Source organism: Sphingosinicella sp. CPCC 101087 (assembly GCF_004151485.1).
In the GTDB taxonomy this organism is placed as follows: domain Bacteria; phylum Pseudomonadota; class Alphaproteobacteria; order Sphingomonadales; family Sphingomonadaceae; genus Allosphingosinicella.
This window is the reverse complement of sequence record NZ_SBFF01000010.1, coordinates 127,444-142,664: the sequence shown is the minus strand read 5'-3', so window position 1 is coordinate 142,664 and position 15,221 is coordinate 127,444. Positions and strand designations below refer to the sequence as shown.

The following is a 15,221-nucleotide window of genomic DNA, read 5'->3' as shown; positions in this document are numbered from 1 at the left end:
CGGGGGCCGGCCCGGTCACAGCTGGGTCCTGAGACTCCAAAGTTCGGGAAAGGCCCGCCGCGAGAGGGTCGATTGAAGATAGGACACGCCCGCCGTCCCACCGGTACCCCGCTTGAAACCGATCACCCGTTCGACCGTCACGACATGCTTGTGCCGCCAGATCGCCAAAGCATCGTCCACGTCGACCAGCTTCTCAGCCAGCTGATAGAGAGGCCAGTGGCGCTCGACGTCGCGATACACCTGGGCCCACGCTGCCTCGACGGCCTCGTTCGGCTCGTAGGGGCGGCTCCAGTCGCGCTCCAGCACCTCGGCCGGCAGCGCGAAGCCGCTCCGGCTTAGCGCGGCATTAGCCTCATCCCACAGGCTCGGCGCAGCCAGCGCTGCGGCGAGCATGCGCTGGGGCTCGGACCCCTCCTGTTGATGACGCAGGTGGCCCGAGTCCTTCAGGCCGAGAAGATACTCGAAGGTGCGGAACTGGGCGGATTGAAAGCCGCTCGACGATCCGAGCACGCCGCGGAAGGTGAGATAGTCGGTCGGCGTGAGCGTCGACAATATGTCCCAGCTCGACGTCATCACCGCCTGGATGCGCGAGACGCGAGAGAGATTCTTGTGAACTTCGATCAGCTTGTCCTGCCGCACAAGCTCGATGGCCAGCCTTAGCTCATGGATGATCTGCTTGAGCCACAGTTCCTTGGTCTGATGGATGACGATGAAAAGCATCTCGTCGTGATGGTCGGAGATCGGATGCTGGGACGAAAGCAACGTATCGAGGCCGAGATAGTGGCCGTAGGTCATGGGATCGGTCATGACGTGCGTCTATCATGCCGCTCCGGCGCGGCAAATGAGCGTTGCGGACGTTCGCGATCGAACGTCCGCTGGCGAGGGCGAGGCGGCTGACCCGGTCCGGGCGGGTGCGCGCCCTCTTCCGCAAACGATCCCGGCCTCAGATCCGCTCCGCTGTGGAGACGACGTCGGTTGCCCTCAGGGCCGCGAGGATCCGCATGAGGTGCTGAAGGTCGTGCACCTCGACATCGAGATGGAAGGTGTGAAAGCTGCCGTCGCGCGCGGTCTGGTCCATGCTGACGATGTTGGCGCCATGGCTGCCGAGGATGCCGGCAATGACCGCAAGCGATCCGGGCTGATTGCGGATGATGATCGACAGGCGCGCCGTCCCGCCGTCCGTTTCGTCGCCCCATGCGAGGTCCACCCAGTCGGCATCGACGCCATTGGCGAGATTCTCGCAGCCGATCGTGTGGACCTCGATCCCCTCGCCTTCGCGCCGCAGCCCCACGATCCGATCGCCCGGAACGGGATGGCAGCAGTCCGCGAGCTGGAAGGCGACCCCCGGAGTCAGCCCCTTGATCGAGATGGCGGCGCGTTGCGGCGGCGGCTTGGCTCCGTCCTTTGTCGCCGATCCGGGCATCAGCGCTTCCATGACCGCGACGTCGTCGACCCGCTTCAGCGCGATCGCCTCCATCAGCCCCTCATCGTCGGGCAGGTGCAGGCGCCGGAGGGCTTCCGTCATGGCCTCCCAGCCGAGCGGCGCCGGGAGGCGCTGGACGATCTCGTCGAAGATCTTGCGGCCGAGCGCGACCGTCTCTTCCCGCTCCTTGGACTTGACCCAGCGCCGGATCTTGGCTCGCGCCTTGCCCGTGACGACGTAGCTGAGCCAGCTGGGCTGGGGGTGCTGTGCCTTCGAGACCAGGATCTCGACCTGGTCGCCATTGTTGAGCGGCGTGCGCAAGGGCATGACCCGGCCGTTGATCTTGGCGCCGACGGTCTGATCACCGAGATCGGTATGGACGGCATAAGCGAAGTCGATCGGTGTCGCGCCCTTGGGAAGCTGAATCAGTTCGCCCTTCGGGGTGAAGGCGAAGATCCGATCCTGATACATCGCCATGCGGGTATGCTCGAGCAGTTCCTCCGCCGTGGCGGCGTGCTCGAGGATCTCGACCAGGTCGCTGATCCAGGGGTGCTTCGTCTTGGCGGCGAGCTTGCCTTCCTTGTAGGCCCAGTGCGCCGCCAGTCCGTGCTCGGCCTGGACGTGCATCTCAAGAGTACGAATCTGAATCTCGATCCGCATCTGCTCGTCGTGGATGATGGTGGTGTGAAGCGAGCGGTAGCCATTGCGCTTCGGAGTCGAGATGAAGTCCTTGAAACGGCCCGGGACCATCGGCCAGCGCTGATGGATGAGCCCCAGCGTCCGGTAGCACTCCTCCACGGTACCGACGATGGCCCGGAAAGCCATGACGTCGGACAGCTGCTCGAAGCTGACATGGCGCTCCGCCATCTTGCGCCAGATCGAATAGGGATGCTTCTCGCGGCCCTGCACCTCGGCCTCCACCCCGTTGGCCTCGAGATGCGCCTTGATACCCCGCCCGATCCTGTCGATCAGGTCGCCGCCGCCCCCTTGATGGAGGCGCTCGAGCCGTCGCGTGATCGATTCATAGGCATCCGGCTCGAGTTCGCGAAAGGCGAGGGTCTGCATTTCGGTCATGAATTCGTACATGCCGATCCGTTCGGCGAGCGGCGCATATATATCCATCGTCTCGCGGGCGATTCGCCGGCGCTTCTCCCCGACCTTGATGAAATGGAGGGTGCGCATGTTGTGCAGCCGGTCGGCGAGCTTCACCAGCAGCACGCGGATGTCGGTGGACATGGCGAGCAGGAACTTGCGCAGATTCTCCGCAGCGCGCTGGCTTTCGCTCTGCGCCTCGATCTTGGAAAGCTTGGTGACGCCGTCCACGAGCCGGGCAACATTCTTGCCGAACAGCTTGCGGATCTCCTCGGGCGTGGCGAGCGTGTCCTCGATCGTGTCATGAAGGATGGCGGTGACGATCGTCTCGTCGTCCAGGCGCAGATCGGTGAGAATCCCGGCTACTTCGATCGGATGGCTGAAATAGGGGTCGCCGGACGCGCGCGTCTGGCTGCCATGCGCCTTCATCGAGAAGACGTAGGCGCGATTGATCAGCGCCTCGTCGGCGTCCGGGTCGTAGCCCTTGACCTTCTCCACAAGTTCATACTGCCGCAGCACGGTACCAAGATGGGGTGTGGGACCGGGCGCTTGCAACTGAAAACGAACGGCAGGTTGCGGTCCGGGCCCGCTTCGCTCGAATCCGCTCTTCCGGAGCCCGTCCGCGACCGCGCGAGCGCCTCCCGTTTCCGTTTGCAACTGGAAGTCGGTGCGCCATATCCTCTTGAAGTGAAAGGGGGTAGGATCGGATCATGCTGGATTTGGAACGGCACCGCGAGCTGCTTCGCCAATGCTCGATAGCCGCTGCGCTCGAGGCGGTGGGAGAGCGCTGGTCGTTTCTGATCCTGCGAGGCGCGTTCAACGGCCTCCATCATTTCGAAGAGTTCCAGACGACGCTCGGCATCGCCCGCAACATCCTCTCCAACCGGCTCGTCCGCCTGGTGGAGAATGAGATCATGGAGCGCGTGCCGGACCCGTCCGACCGCCGAAAGGTTTCCTATCGCCTGACCGAGAAGGGACAGGATCTCCTGCCGGTGCTGCTCTCGCTGCGCCAATGGGGCGAGCGGTGGGTCTCGGGAAAGCCCAGCAATCCGGTGCTGGTCGATCGATACAGCCGTCAGCCGATTGCGGCGATGTGCGTTCGATCGTCGGACGGCCGAGCACTGAACCTCGATGAGCTCGAGTGGATCGACCGGGCGGAAGTGCCGGCAAAGCCTGAATCGAAGTGAAGCCGAAAAGAAGGTTGGATTGAACCGGGCCAAAACGACGCGGGCCGCGGCTGGAAGGCCGCGACCCGATCGATCTTACCTCTGTCCGGTCGGTGCTACGGGCTGACCGGCGGGTTGTTCGGTCCCTCGTCGTCGCCGCCAAGGGTCACCAAAAGGATCGCCAGGAGCACGAGAAAACCCAAAGCCATCTGAGCGGACCGGCCGCCGGCAAGCTCGCTCACATCCCCCATGTCAGCGCCTGCGCGGGCCGCCGGGGCCGCGCTGTAGGCGACGGTTGGCGCAAGCGCCAAGGCCGCCGCCGCGGAAACGGTCATCAACTTACGAGCGATCACTTCATTGCCTCCCTGTTGTCTTATTCGCATCGCACGAATCGCACGTATCACACAAGAAGTCGTTACGCCAAGTCCTGCGGCAGCATAGATATTCGCTTATGGTTCCAGTGCGAAGCAGATCTAGCCTTCGTAGTCGCCACCCGCATTGTTGTTGCGTTGCGGCGCGGCCGCCGTCAGGCGGAGCGCTTCCGCCGACGCGCTGATCGAGCCGACCTCGTCCGCGACATCGTCCTCGTCGACCTGAACCCGCTGCAGACTGCCGATCAGGGCTTCCTCCAACTCCTTGGGCTTCACCGTCTCCTCGGCGACTTCGCGAAGCGCGACGACGGGGTTCTTGTCCCGGTCGCGATCGATGGTCAGCTCGGCACCGCCCGATATCTGGCGGGCACGCTGGGCGGAGAGCAGGACCAGCTCGAAGCGATTGGGGATCTTGTCGACACAATCTTCGACGGTAACGCGCGCCATACGGCAGCTCCATGAAATTCAGGCTTGCGGGAAGGCCCGCGCGCCTAGCAGGCGGGCCCCTTCGGAGTCAATGTAGGGAGCGCAACGAGCGACGCCAAGTGCGACGGCCTAAACCCGCATCGGCATGAGGACGTACAGAGCCGGGGCCTTGTCATTCTCCCGGAGCAGGGTCGGGGCGGCCGCGTCGGCAAGGTGAACCTCGACGGTGTCGCCTTCGATCTGCCCCAATATGTCGAGCAGATAGCGGGCGTTGAAGCCGATCTCGAACCCGTCGGACGCATAATCGGCGGGAACTTCCTCGGAAGCCGTGCCGTTCTCCGGCGAGCTCACCGACAGGGTGACACGATCGCGGTCGAGCGCCATCTTTACGGCTCGGGTCCGCTCGCTGGCGATTGTCGAGACGCGGTCGACGCCTTCCTCGAAGCCGCGCGGGTCCAGCTTGAGCAACTTGTCGTTCGCGGTCGGGATCACCCGGCTATAGTCGGGAAAGGTTCCGTCGATCAGCTTCGACGTCAGCACTGCATTGCCGAGCCCGAAGCGGATCTTCGAATCGGAGAGAGACAGCTGGACGCTGCCGTCGACCTCGTCGAGCAGCTTGCGCAGCTCGCCGACGCATTTGCGCGGAATGATCACCCCGGGCATGCCCTGCGCCCCTTCGGGACGTGGCACCGTCACCCGCGCCAGCCGGTGTCCGTCGGTCGCCGCCGCCTTGAGCACCGGCTGCGCGTCATCCGACACGTGCACGTAGATTCCGTTGAGATAATAGCGGGTCTCTTCGGTGGATATGGCGAAGCGCGTCTTATCGATGATCTGCCGCAGTGTCGCGGCCGGAAGCTCGAAGCGCGTCGGCAGCTCGCCTTCGGCGATGATCGGGAAGTCGTCGCGCGGGAGGGTGGCGAGGGTGAAGCGGGCGCGGCCGGCATTGACCTGCATTCGCCCCTCGGCGGCGATCAGCTCGACCTGAGACCCTTCGGGCAGCTTGCGGACGATCTCGAACAGAGTGTGCGCCGGCACCGTGGTTGCCCCGGACTCGGTGACGTTGGCCTCCACGGTCTCGTTGATCTGGAGATCGAGATCGGTGGCCATCAGCCTCAGCCCGGCCGCCTCCTCCGCTTCGATCAGCACGTTGGACAGGATCGGGATCGTGTTCCTGCGCTCGACCACCGAATGAACGTGGCCCAGTCCCTTGAGAAGCGTCGCCCGCTCGATCGTCGCCTTCATCGAATACCCCTGCCTGCCCGCAATTTTCCGGTTCGCCAGACCAACATCGCCGCAGGCGGGAGCGCCCGCAACGCGAATCCTGGTCTCGCGCGATTCGAGATCCTGATTCACGCCCCGATCGGCGCACCTGCGCACCGATCATGGGCGATCAGCGGTAGGTTATAGCGGCGGGAACAGCGCCCGCCAGTGGTTGTATCGATAAAAAGGGCCGGAGCGTCGCCGCCCCGGCCCCATATCCGCCAGCTGCGATCGAAACGATCAGAAGCGGAAGCCGAATCCGGCAACGACCTGGTGCCGGTCGAAGCCCTGCTCGTAATTCGAGTAGCGATACTCGGTCTTGGCATAGCTGTTCGGTCCGACAGCGAACTCGACACCGCCGCCGACGCGCACGCCGTCGAGATTCTCGCCTACGCTGAAGTCCAGCGTATCGCTGTCCGTTCCATCCTCATAGTCGGTTCTCACCCGGGCATTGGTGTAGCCGGCTTTGCCGTAGACGAGGACACGTGGGCTGACCGCGGCGCCGACGCGGCCACCGATATAGAGGTCGCGGCCGGCCTCGACGCAGAGCTGGTCGCCCGTGACATCGACATCCTGCACACACTCGTCGATGGTCGAATCGGCGATCTCGCCTTCCACGCCGAATACCGCGCCACGAGTCTGGACGTCGTAGCCGATCTGGGCGCCATAAGTGATGCCGTCGCTATTCTCGCCTTCGACGTCGGTGGTATCGTACCCGATGATCCCTTCGGTCCGCAGCCCGGAGAAGGGCGCGCTGTCCTGCGCCAGGGCCGGGGTAGCGGCGGTGGTGGCGAGGATCATCGCGAAAAGATACTTACGCATAAAAACAAACTCCCTATTCTACTGATGACCCCTGTTTCGGGTCTGGAGGACGCGCCTCCCACGCGCGGCCCTGTGAAATGTTTCATTAACGACGCCGAAACGGGCTTCCCCCGGGCCGGAGCGCCACCACGGAGCGACCAGCAGGCGCGCATGCAAGCCAAGAAGTTTCTCTTTCTTTTCCTGATCATGGCGACCCCTGCTGCAGCGCAGCAACAGTCGCTGGGAATCTTCGGAATGTGGGGCGCGTTCAGCGGCGGCGGCCGGTGCTACGCCATTTCCGAGCCCTTCCGCAGCCCCGCCCGGGAGGCATTGCGCCCGTTCGTCGCGATCGGACATTGGCCGGGCCGGCGCATCAGCGGACAGGTCCACGTCCGCCTCAGCCGCGAAAAACGCCAGGGCTCGGCAGTCCTGCTGCGGATCGACGGCCGCAGCTTCCAGCTGAGAGGCGGCGGCCGCGATGCCTGGGCGCCGGACGAACGCGCGGATGACGAGATCATCGCGGCGATGCGCACCGGCATCGACATGGTGGTCGAGACGCGATCGAGCCGGGGACTGCTGGTCCGCGACCATTATCGGCTGCGGGGCGCCGCCACGGCCATGGACGCCGCAGCGCTCGCCTGCGCCAGCCGCGGCTGATGGCGCGGATCTTCTATATCGCGCGCCATGGCGAGACCGTGTTCAATTCCGCCGCGCGCATGCAGGGCGACGTGCTCCACACCCCGCTCACCCGCGCGGGCTTCGCCCAGGCCGACGCGATGGGCGCGGCGCTCCGCCGCCGTCTCGGCCGGCGTCCCGAACTCGAGCTCTGGTCGTCGCCGGCGGGCCGCGCGCAGCAGACGCTGGCCATCGTCGCCGAGCATCTCGAGCTCGATTGGCATACCGCGCAGCTGGACGACCGGCTCGCGGAGATTCACATGGGGGAGTGGAGTGGGCGCTTCTATGAGGAGGTGGCGGCCAAAGCCGGACCTTTGATCGACCCGGCGACGGGCCTCTTCACCCGCCGCCCGCCGGGCGGAGAATGGTATGACGAGATTGCGCTGCGGCTGCAGTCTTGGCTCGATGATCATCGTCACCGCACGTTGCCGCGGCTTGTCGTGATGCACGGCATGTCCTCGCGCGTCTTGAGAGGTCTTGTTTCCGGAGCCCCTCACCATCCTGGCTGCGGCGCGCCGATCGCGGCCGCCGTGCCTCAGGGCCGGATCGCCGAGCTGATCGAGGGTCGGGAGTCGGTCGTCGAGTAGGGCCCGACAGTGTGTCGAGCCGCGGCCGGCTGGATTTCCGCCGATGCCGCCTTACATGGACGGTCCTATGACAGCGCCGATGCCCATCCCCGGACATGTGGATCCGGTTCCCGTACCCCGCCCCGTGGCGGCGGACGCCGACCCGCGCCCGGATCTGGTCGGTCTCTCCCGCAACGACATAGCGGCCGCATTCGAGGCGGCGGGGCTGGACCAGCGGCAGGCCAAGCTGCGCGCCAAGCAGATCTGGCACCAGATCTACCATAGGGGGATGCGCGACTTTGTGACGATGAGCGACATCGCCAAACCCCAGCGCGCGTGGCTGGCCGAGCGTTTCACGATCGGCCGGCCGGAGGTGGTGACCGAGCTCGTGTCGACCGACGGGACCCGGAAATGGCTGCTCCGGACGCGCGACGGTCACGATTTCGAGATGGTGTTCATCCCTGACGCCGATCGTGGCACCCTGTGCGTGTCGAGCCAGGTCGGCTGCACCCTCAACTGCCGTTTCTGCCACACCGGCACGATGCGGCTGGTGCGCAACCTGACGGCGGGCGAGATCGTCGGTCAGGTGATGCTCGCCCGGGACTCGCTCGGCGAATGGCCGTCTCAGCCGGAGGGCCGTATGCTGTCCAACATCGTGATGATGGGCATGGGCGAGCCGCTCTACAATTTCGACAACGTTCGAGACGCCCTGAAGATCGTGATGGACGGCGACGGCCTGGGGCTGTCGCGTCGACGCATCACTTTATCCACCTCGGGCGTCGTGCCGATGATGGCGCGCGCGGGCGAGGAAATCGGCGTCAATCTCGCCGTTTCGCTGCACGCCGTCACGAAGGAAGTTCGCGACGAGATCGTCCCCCTCAACCGAAAGTACGGCATAGAGGAGCTGCTGGCGGCCTGCGCCGCTTATCCCGGCGCGAACAATGCGCGCCGCATCACCTTCGAATATGTGATGCTGAAGGACAAGAATGACAGCGACGAGGACGCACGCGAACTCGTCCGGTTGATCCGGAAATATCGTCTTCCAGCGAAGGTGAACCTCATCCCGTTCAATCCCTGGCCGGGGGCGGCGTATGAATGCTCGTCCGACGAGCGGGTCCGTCGTTTCTCAGACATCGTCTTCGAAGCCGGAATCAGCGCCCCAATCCGACGGCCGCGCGGCCGCGACATCATGGCCGCCTGCGGCCAGCTCAAATCTGCCGCAGAGAAGAAGAGCCGCGCCGAGCTCGATCGGATCGCCGAGGAGAAACAGGCGGCAATCGCCTGATCTTGCGGAGGGAGCAGGCGTCCACCGCAGGACCGGCTCCGTTCATCGCCCTTGCTCCTCGGCCGAGCTGCGATAATGTACCCCAATGTGGCTGCTCGACAAAATGCTCCGCAAGCTCGTCCAGAAGGGCGAGCTCAACGTCATCGACCATGATGGCAAAACCTATCGCTACGGATCTCCCGATGCCCATCATGGCCCGATCACGGTTCGGCTCACCGACCGCCGGGCCGCTTTCGACATCGCCAAGGATCCGCGGCTCGGTGCCGGCGAGGCCTATATGGACGGCCGCCTGGTGGTCGAACCGCCGCACGAAATCCGGGACCTCCTGCTGTTCGCGCGCTACAACGCACCCTGGGAGCGGCCCGGGGCGCTGAAGCCCAGAGGGCTGCTTCGCCGCGGCGCCGCGTTCGCGGCCGGACGGCTCGACCAGATCAACTGGAAGAGCCGCTCGCGGCGCAATGCCGAGCACACCTACAACCTGACCCGGCGGCTGTACGAGCTGTTCCTCGACGAGGATCGACAATATACCTGCGCTTACTATCGCGACACCGCGAACGGCCTGGAGCAGGCGCAGCTCGACAAGAAGGCGCACATAGCCGCCAAGCTCGATCTCAAGCCGGGCATGAAGGTGCTCGACATCGGCTGCGGCTGGGGCGGGCTCGCTTTATATCTCCACCGTCACTACGACGTCGACGTGCTTGGGGTGGCGCTGGCGCCGGACCAGATCGCCTTCGCCAACGAGCGCGCAGCCGAAGCCGGCGTCGCGGACCGGGTGAAGTTCGAGCTGAAGGATTATCGCGAGGTCGAGGGCCAGTTCGACCGGATCACTAGCGTCGGCCTGATCGAGCATCTCGGAACCCCGCATTATCCGACTTTCTTCGCCCACACGCATCGCTTGCTCAAACCGGACGGGGTGATGTTCTCGCATTGCTGCGGGAGGATGGGGCGAGGCGGTACGACGGACGCCTGGACGCGCAAATATATCTTCCCCGGCGGCTATATTCCGGCGCTGTCGGAACTGGTCTCGGAGGCCGAGCGCAACCGCCTGATCGTCTCCGACGTGGAGGCGCTTCGCTATCATTACGCCCACACGCTGGAGGAATGGTACGAGCGCACCAATGCGGCGCGCGACGAGATCGTCGCGCTGTACGACGAGCGATTCTTCCGCATGTGGCAATTCTATCTGGCGGGAGCGGAAGCGGCGTTCCGCTATGGCGGCCTCGTCAACTGGCAGCTCCAATATATCAAGCGGCGCGACGCGGTTCCGATGACTCGCGACTACATGTTCGAGGAGGAGCAAAGGCTCCGCGGATTGGAAGAGGCACCGGAGTGGCACCTCAGCCGCGCCGCCGAATGATCGGCCACGGGGACGCGGCCACAAGGGATCATTAACCATTTCTTGACTGCCACTGGCGCACTTCCGCGCTTCCGAGGAGGAAGCATGGACATCGCCTTGCCGCGGTCGAGATGGAGGGAACGGCCGGAAGGCATTCGGTCGCTCGAAAACTGGCTCCTTTGCTGGATCCTGCTCCCGAACTTCGCCTACTGGCTGCTATGGATCGTCGGGGGACCGCCGCGGCCGCAGGCGATCATCGTCACCGGATTCATCGGCATTCTGGTCCATCGCGCGCCGTTCGCCGTGAAGTTCGCCGCCTTCCTGGCCGCCATGGCGGTCTCCGCCTTCTTCTTCGTCTCGGCGCTTTTCAATCTCAGCATCCTCTCGCTGCTTCACGCCCTCCAATTCGCCACCGAGCTGAATCCCGCGGCCTCGGTGGAGTATCTGGTGTGCGGTGCGGCGGTCGTGGCGACGATCGTGGCTGCCTGGCGCCTGCTTCGCCGTTCGACGATCCTGACCGAGCCGACCCGCTTCGCCGCCGCGGCGGCGATCACCCTCCTGGCGGCTTGGTTCGATGTCGCCTTCGTGCAGAGCGACGCCGGCTCCTACATGCGAACGCCCAAGACCGGTGCGCCTTTCACTTCGGCCGTCGGCGGCAGTGGTCTCGAGGGGATCGCGACCGGCGAACGGCACGTGCTGGTCGTGATGGTCGAGGCGATGGGCCAGCCCACCGACCCGGCCGTGCGGCAGCGGTTGATCGACCTTTGGGCCCGCCCGGAGGTACGTGCACGCTACGAGGTCTCATCCGGCGAGACGCTCTTCTATGGATCCACCACGAGCGGCGAAATTCGGGAGCTGTGCGGCCGCTGGGGCGATTATGACCAGCTGATCGACCAGACTGATCCGACCTGTTTGCCGGCCCGGCTCGCCAGCCGCGGATACCACAGCCAAGCCTGGCACAGCTTCAACGGAAGCTTCTTCAATCGGCGTTCATGGTACCCCAATATCGGCTTTTCCGAGATGCGCTTCTGGCCGGAGCTGCATGAGGCGGGCGCCGAACGCTGCCCCGGAGTCTTTGCCGGCGCCTGCGACCGCGACGTACCAAGGCAGATCGGCGTCGCGCTCAAGGCGGCTCGCCAGCCTCAGTTCCTCTATTGGCTCACCGTCAACTCGCACCTTCCGGTCCTGCGCAGTCAACGGCTCGGGACTCGGAACTGCGAGCGGTTCGATGCCACGCTCGATCGCGAGTTTCCGATGACCTGTCGGCTGCTGCAGCTGTTCGATCAGACCGGCCGGGCGCTGGCCGGCGAGATCGTGGCCGCGGACTTCCCGGCGACCGACATATTGATCGTCGGCGACCACATCCCGCCCTTCTTCGACCGGCATCACCGCACCCAGTTCGAACCCGATCGCGTGCCTTGGATCCTGCTGCGCCCTCGCAAACCCATCGCCGACCTGCGCCTCGCCGCCGCGCGCTGACGCGGCACTACGAGGCCCCTGGGAGTTGACGCCGCGCGGCTGGCGCGTGAGACGGCGCGCTCGGCGCACGGCAGGGAGAACGAAGCGTGACAGGGGGCGAAGCACAGCGCTGGTGGGAAACCCGCGCCTTCGCGCTCGCGCTGGTGCTCGCCAGCGCCATTCCGCTGCTGTGGCCGGACGTCCCGCCGTTGCTCGACCTGCCCGGCCATATGGGGCGTTACCGGGTCCAGCTCGACCTCGCAGAGTCGGCGGCGCTCCAGAACTATTACGGCTTTCAATGGGCGCTGATCGGCAATCTCGGCGTCGATCTGCTGATCGAACTGCTGGCGCCGGTGATCGGACTCGAGCCTGCCGTGAAGCTGATCGTGCTGTCCGTGCCGCCGCTTACGGCCTGCGGGCTGCTCTGGGTGGCCCATGAAGTGCACGGCCGGATTCCGCCAACCGCTCTGTTCGCGCTCCCCTTCGCCTACAATTTCCCGTTCCTGTTCGGATTCCTGAACTTCGCTTTATCGATGGCGCTGGCGCTGATGGCGTTCGCGCTATGGCTGAGGCTGGCGCGGCTCGGCCGCCTGCGAGCCCGCGCCGTCCTGTTCGTGCCGGTCTCGGCGATACTGTGGGTCGTTCACGCATTCGGCTGGGGGACGCTCGGCGTGCTCGCTTTCTCGGCCGAGCTAGTGCGCCAATATGATCGGGGGCACGCGTTCATACCGTCAGCTTTCCGGGCGGCTTTCCATTGTCTGTCGCTGACGCCGCCGATCGCCCTCGTCCTGATGTGGCGCAGCGATGCCGCCGGAGTCACTACCGACTGGTTCAACATGGAGCGCAAGCTCGACTGGCTGGGCATGGTGCTGCGCGACCGGTGGAAAGTTTTCGATCTCGCCGCACTCGGGGTCGCGGGCGCCCTGATCCTCTGGGCGATGGTCGACCGACGCATGGCCTATTCGCGCAATCTCGCCGCCTCGGCCCTGTTCCTGTCGATCGTGTTCGTGCTGCTGCCGCGCATCGTCTTCGGTTCCGCTTATGCCGACATGCGTCTCGCACCCTATCTGTTCGCGATCGGGATCATCGCCATCCGATTCCCCGAAGGCGGCGGGCGCCGGCTTGTCGGCGTGCTGGGCGTGGCGGGCCTCGCCTTCTTCATCGTCCGGACTGGCGGAACGGCCGTGAGCATGTGGCTCTACGACCGAACCTATGACCGCGAGCTCGCCGCGCTCGACCACGTGCCGCGGGGCGCGCCGATGGTAAGCTTCGTCGGCCGCCATTGCGTCGAGCCCTGGGCGATGAACCGGCTGCTCCACCTGCCCGGACTCGCGATCGTCCGGCGCGAGGCCTTTTCCAACGACCAGTGGTTCATGGCCGGGGCGCAGCTCCTGCGCGTGCACTATCGCGCCGGCTGGCCCTTCGTCGGCGACCCGACACAGATCGTCACGCACCGGCGCTGCCGCGGCGAGGGCTGGCGCACGATGAGCCAGGCGCTGGCAACCTTTCCGCGCGACGCCTTCGACTATGTCTGGCTGATCTCGCCACCGCCCTACGATCCGGCGCTGACCCGCGGCCTGCAGCCGATCTGGCGCAGCGGGCGGAGCGTGCTCTATCGGGTCGAACGCGGCGCCAGCACGGCGAACAGCGACACGCCGGCCGGGAGCGACACGCGCCCGATCAGGTGACGCTCCAGCCCGAATATGGCGCGTAGCAGGGTATTCAGCGGGGCCGGCGGGAGCCGGTCGTCGCTGCCTTTCTTCCCGATGACCCGCCCGGCGATCCGCGCCGCGGCGGCGACCGGAAAGAGCAGGCTGTTGAAATAGCCGATCCGCTGGACGCGCAAGCCGGCCGCCTGGGCCACCGCGCGGAGCGACGCTCTCGAATAGCGCCTCTTGTGATGATGGGCGACATCATGCGCGCTCCACATCCATTGATAAGCGGGGACCGTGACCAGGATTCGGCCTCCGGGCGCAAGCTTGGCGGCGATGCTCTCCAGCGCCGCCTCGTCCCCGTCGACATGCTCGAGCACGTCGAGCAAGGCGACGAGATGATAGGTGCGGTCGGGGATGCCGTTCAGGTCGGGGAGCGGCGACGATGCGACGGCATGGCCCAGGCGGCGGCTGGCCAGCGCGCGGGCTTCGCCGTCCACCTCGATCGCGTCGAGCCGTCCGAAGCCGCGCAGCATCTCGAAATTGTGCCCGGTTCCGCACCCGATCTCGAGGATCCGGGCCAGCTCCGGAAGCCGGACCTCGCGCGCGATCAGGTCGTGCAGGATCTGGCGGCGCGCGACATACCACCAATGGACCTCGTCCTGCTCGGCCATGCGATCGAAAACGGCGCGTTCCATCAGGATCCCCCTCCGGCCTCGGGAAAGCCGATTTTCCTGCGGACCACGTAGAGCGGCCGCCGCTTGGTCTCGATCAGGATCCGCCCGACATATTCGCCCAGGACCCCGAGCGAGATGAGCTGAAGGCCGCCGAAGAAGAGGATCGCCACCATCAGGGACGGATAACCCGCCACGTCGCTGCCGAACACGACGGTCCTGACCGCGACGTAGAGCGCATAGAGCAAGGAGACGAAGGCAATCACCACGCCGACATAGCTCCAGATGCGCAGCGGCATGGTCGAGGCCGACGTGATCCCGTCCAGCGCGAGCGTCCAGAGCTTCCAGTAGCGGAACTTGGTCTCGCCCACCGCCCGGGGCGCCCGCTCATATTCGACGGCGGCCTGGCGGAAGCCCGACCAGGCGAACAGGCCTTTCATGAAACGGTTGCGCTCCGGCATCGCGCGGATGATCTCGACGACCGACCGGTCGAGCAGACGAAAATCACCGGCATGCTCAGGAATCTTGTCGGACGAGAGGTAATTGTGCGCGCGATAATAGAGGTCGGCGGTCAGCCTTTTGGGCAGGCTGTCGGTCTGGCGATTGGTGCGCACGCCATAGACCACCTCATAGCCGTCGCGCCATTTGGCGAGCATGGCGCCGATCAGCTCGGGCGGGTCCTGAAGGTCCACGTCGATCGGAATCACGGCCTGGCCGGCGGCGAAATCGAGGCCGGCGGTGAGCGCCGCCTCCTTGCCGAAGTTGCGCGACAAGGACAGCGCACGGACGCGCGGGTCCCGCCCGTGCGCCTGCACCACGGCCGCCAGCGTCGCATCCTCGCTACCGTCGTCGACGAAGATGATCTCCCATGAAGGCTCCGGCCCGCCGGCGAACAGGCCTTCGAGGAGCGGCCTCACCCGCTCGATGAACGGGCCGATCGCCGCCTCCTCGTCCTTGACCGGGACGATCAGCGACAAAGTGGGAGCGGACGTCGGGCTCATCTCCGCCGTTGTGCCACATTCCGGCACCGGAGTGC

At 65.5% G+C, this 15,221-nt stretch carries 15 protein-coding genes; 7 read left to right on the top strand and 8 right to left on the bottom strand.

The window, feature by feature from the left end:
- Positions 1-15: 15 nt before the first annotated feature.
- Together EKM57_RS16460 and EKM57_RS16455 are read right to left on the bottom strand one after the other, a co-directional pair.
- On the bottom strand, positions 16-807 hold the full coding sequence (locus EKM57_RS16460) for a tryptophan 2,3-dioxygenase (RefSeq protein WP_129793608.1): 792 nt from the start codon (positions 805-807) through the stop codon (positions 16-18).
- A gap of 136 nt (positions 808-943) precedes the next feature.
- Positions 944-3,034 (bottom strand): bifunctional (p)ppGpp synthetase/guanosine-3',5'-bis(diphosphate) 3'-pyrophosphohydrolase, encoded by a 2,091-nt coding sequence (locus tag EKM57_RS16455; RefSeq protein WP_129793607.1) that lies wholly within the window; start codon positions 3,032-3,034, stop codon positions 944-946.
- A gap of 191 nt (positions 3,035-3,225) precedes the next feature.
- On the opposite strand from EKM57_RS16455, the gene EKM57_RS16450 reads away from it, so the two are divergent.
- The gene (locus tag EKM57_RS16450; protein ID WP_129793606.1) at positions 3,226-3,702 is read left to right on the top strand and encodes a helix-turn-helix domain-containing protein; all 477 of its coding nucleotides are present in this window, start codon (positions 3,226-3,228) and stop codon (positions 3,700-3,702) included.
- Positions 3,703-3,797: 95 nt separating this feature from the next.
- Here the strand turns inward: EKM57_RS16450 and EKM57_RS16445 are convergent, their stop codons facing one another.
- The 4 genes from EKM57_RS16445 to EKM57_RS16430 all read right to left on the bottom strand — a co-directional run bounded on the left by EKM57_RS16445 (position 3,798) and on the right by EKM57_RS16430 (position 6,560).
- Positions 3,798-4,034, bottom strand: a complete 237-nt coding sequence (locus EKM57_RS16445) for a hypothetical protein (RefSeq protein WP_129793605.1) — start codon at positions 4,032-4,034, stop codon at positions 3,798-3,800.
- Positions 4,035-4,154: 120 nt separating this feature from the next.
- Positions 4,155-4,499 (bottom strand): DNA-directed RNA polymerase subunit omega, encoded by a 345-nt coding sequence (rpoZ, locus tag EKM57_RS16440; protein WP_129793604.1) that lies wholly within the window; start codon positions 4,497-4,499, stop codon positions 4,155-4,157.
- A gap of 108 nt (positions 4,500-4,607) precedes the next feature.
- Positions 4,608-5,720 carry a DNA polymerase III subunit beta gene (gene dnaN / locus EKM57_RS16435; RefSeq protein WP_129793603.1) on the bottom strand — a complete coding sequence of 371 codons (1,113 nt, stop codon included), beginning with the start codon at positions 5,718-5,720 and terminating at the stop codon, positions 4,608-4,610.
- Between the two features lie 258 nt (positions 5,721-5,978).
- Positions 5,979-6,560 carry an outer membrane protein gene (locus EKM57_RS16430; RefSeq protein ID WP_129793602.1) on the bottom strand — a complete coding sequence of 194 codons (582 nt, stop codon included), beginning with the start codon at positions 6,558-6,560 and terminating at the stop codon, positions 5,979-5,981.
- A 150-nt stretch (positions 6,561-6,710) separates the two neighbouring features.
- Here EKM57_RS16430 and EKM57_RS16425 point away from each other — a divergent pair, with 150 nt between their 5' ends.
- The 6 genes from EKM57_RS16425 (at position 6,711) to EKM57_RS16400 (ending at position 13,547) form a co-directional block, all read left to right on the top strand.
- Positions 6,711-7,196 carry a hypothetical protein gene (locus tag EKM57_RS16425; protein WP_129793601.1) on the top strand — a complete coding sequence of 162 codons (486 nt, stop codon included), beginning with the start codon at positions 6,711-6,713 and terminating at the stop codon, positions 7,194-7,196.
- Positions 7,196-7,801, top strand: a complete 606-nt coding sequence (locus tag EKM57_RS16420) for a histidine phosphatase family protein (protein ID WP_129793600.1) — start codon at positions 7,196-7,198, stop codon at positions 7,799-7,801. Before EKM57_RS16425 ends, EKM57_RS16420 begins: the two co-directional genes overlap by 1 nt.
- Positions 7,802-7,880: 79 nt before the next feature.
- Positions 7,881-9,065 carry a 23S rRNA (adenine(2503)-C(2))-methyltransferase RlmN gene (rlmN, locus tag EKM57_RS16415; protein WP_243451093.1) on the top strand — a complete coding sequence of 395 codons (1,185 nt, stop codon included), beginning with the start codon at positions 7,881-7,883 and terminating at the stop codon, positions 9,063-9,065.
- 85 nt (positions 9,066-9,150) lie between these two features.
- Entirely contained in the window at positions 9,151-10,422 is a 1,272-nt protein-coding gene (locus EKM57_RS16410; RefSeq protein WP_129793598.1) for a cyclopropane-fatty-acyl-phospholipid synthase family protein, read from the top strand.
- Between the two features lie 84 nt (positions 10,423-10,506).
- On the top strand, positions 10,507-11,880 hold the full coding sequence (locus tag EKM57_RS16405; protein WP_129793597.1) for a sulfatase-like hydrolase/transferase: 1,374 nt from the start codon (positions 10,507-10,509) through the stop codon (positions 11,878-11,880).
- An 86-nt stretch (positions 11,881-11,966) separates the two neighbouring features.
- On the top strand, positions 11,967-13,547 hold the full coding sequence (locus EKM57_RS16400) for a hypothetical protein (protein ID WP_129793596.1): 1,581 nt from the start codon (positions 11,967-11,969) through the stop codon (positions 13,545-13,547).
- Here EKM57_RS16400 and EKM57_RS16395 read toward each other — a convergent pair.
- Positions 13,472-14,209: a bifunctional 2-polyprenyl-6-hydroxyphenol methylase/3-demethylubiquinol 3-O-methyltransferase UbiG gene (locus EKM57_RS16395; RefSeq protein WP_129793595.1), complete on the bottom strand. Its 738-nt coding sequence runs from the start codon at positions 14,207-14,209 to the stop codon at positions 13,472-13,474. The genes EKM57_RS16400 and EKM57_RS16395 overlap by 76 nt on opposite strands.
- Positions 14,209-15,186 (bottom strand): glycosyltransferase family 2 protein, encoded by a 978-nt coding sequence (locus EKM57_RS16390; RefSeq protein ID WP_129793594.1) that lies wholly within the window; start codon positions 15,184-15,186, stop codon positions 14,209-14,211. The genes EKM57_RS16395 and EKM57_RS16390 overlap by 1 nt, the downstream gene beginning before the upstream one ends.
- Positions 15,187-15,221: the final 35 nt, after the last annotated feature.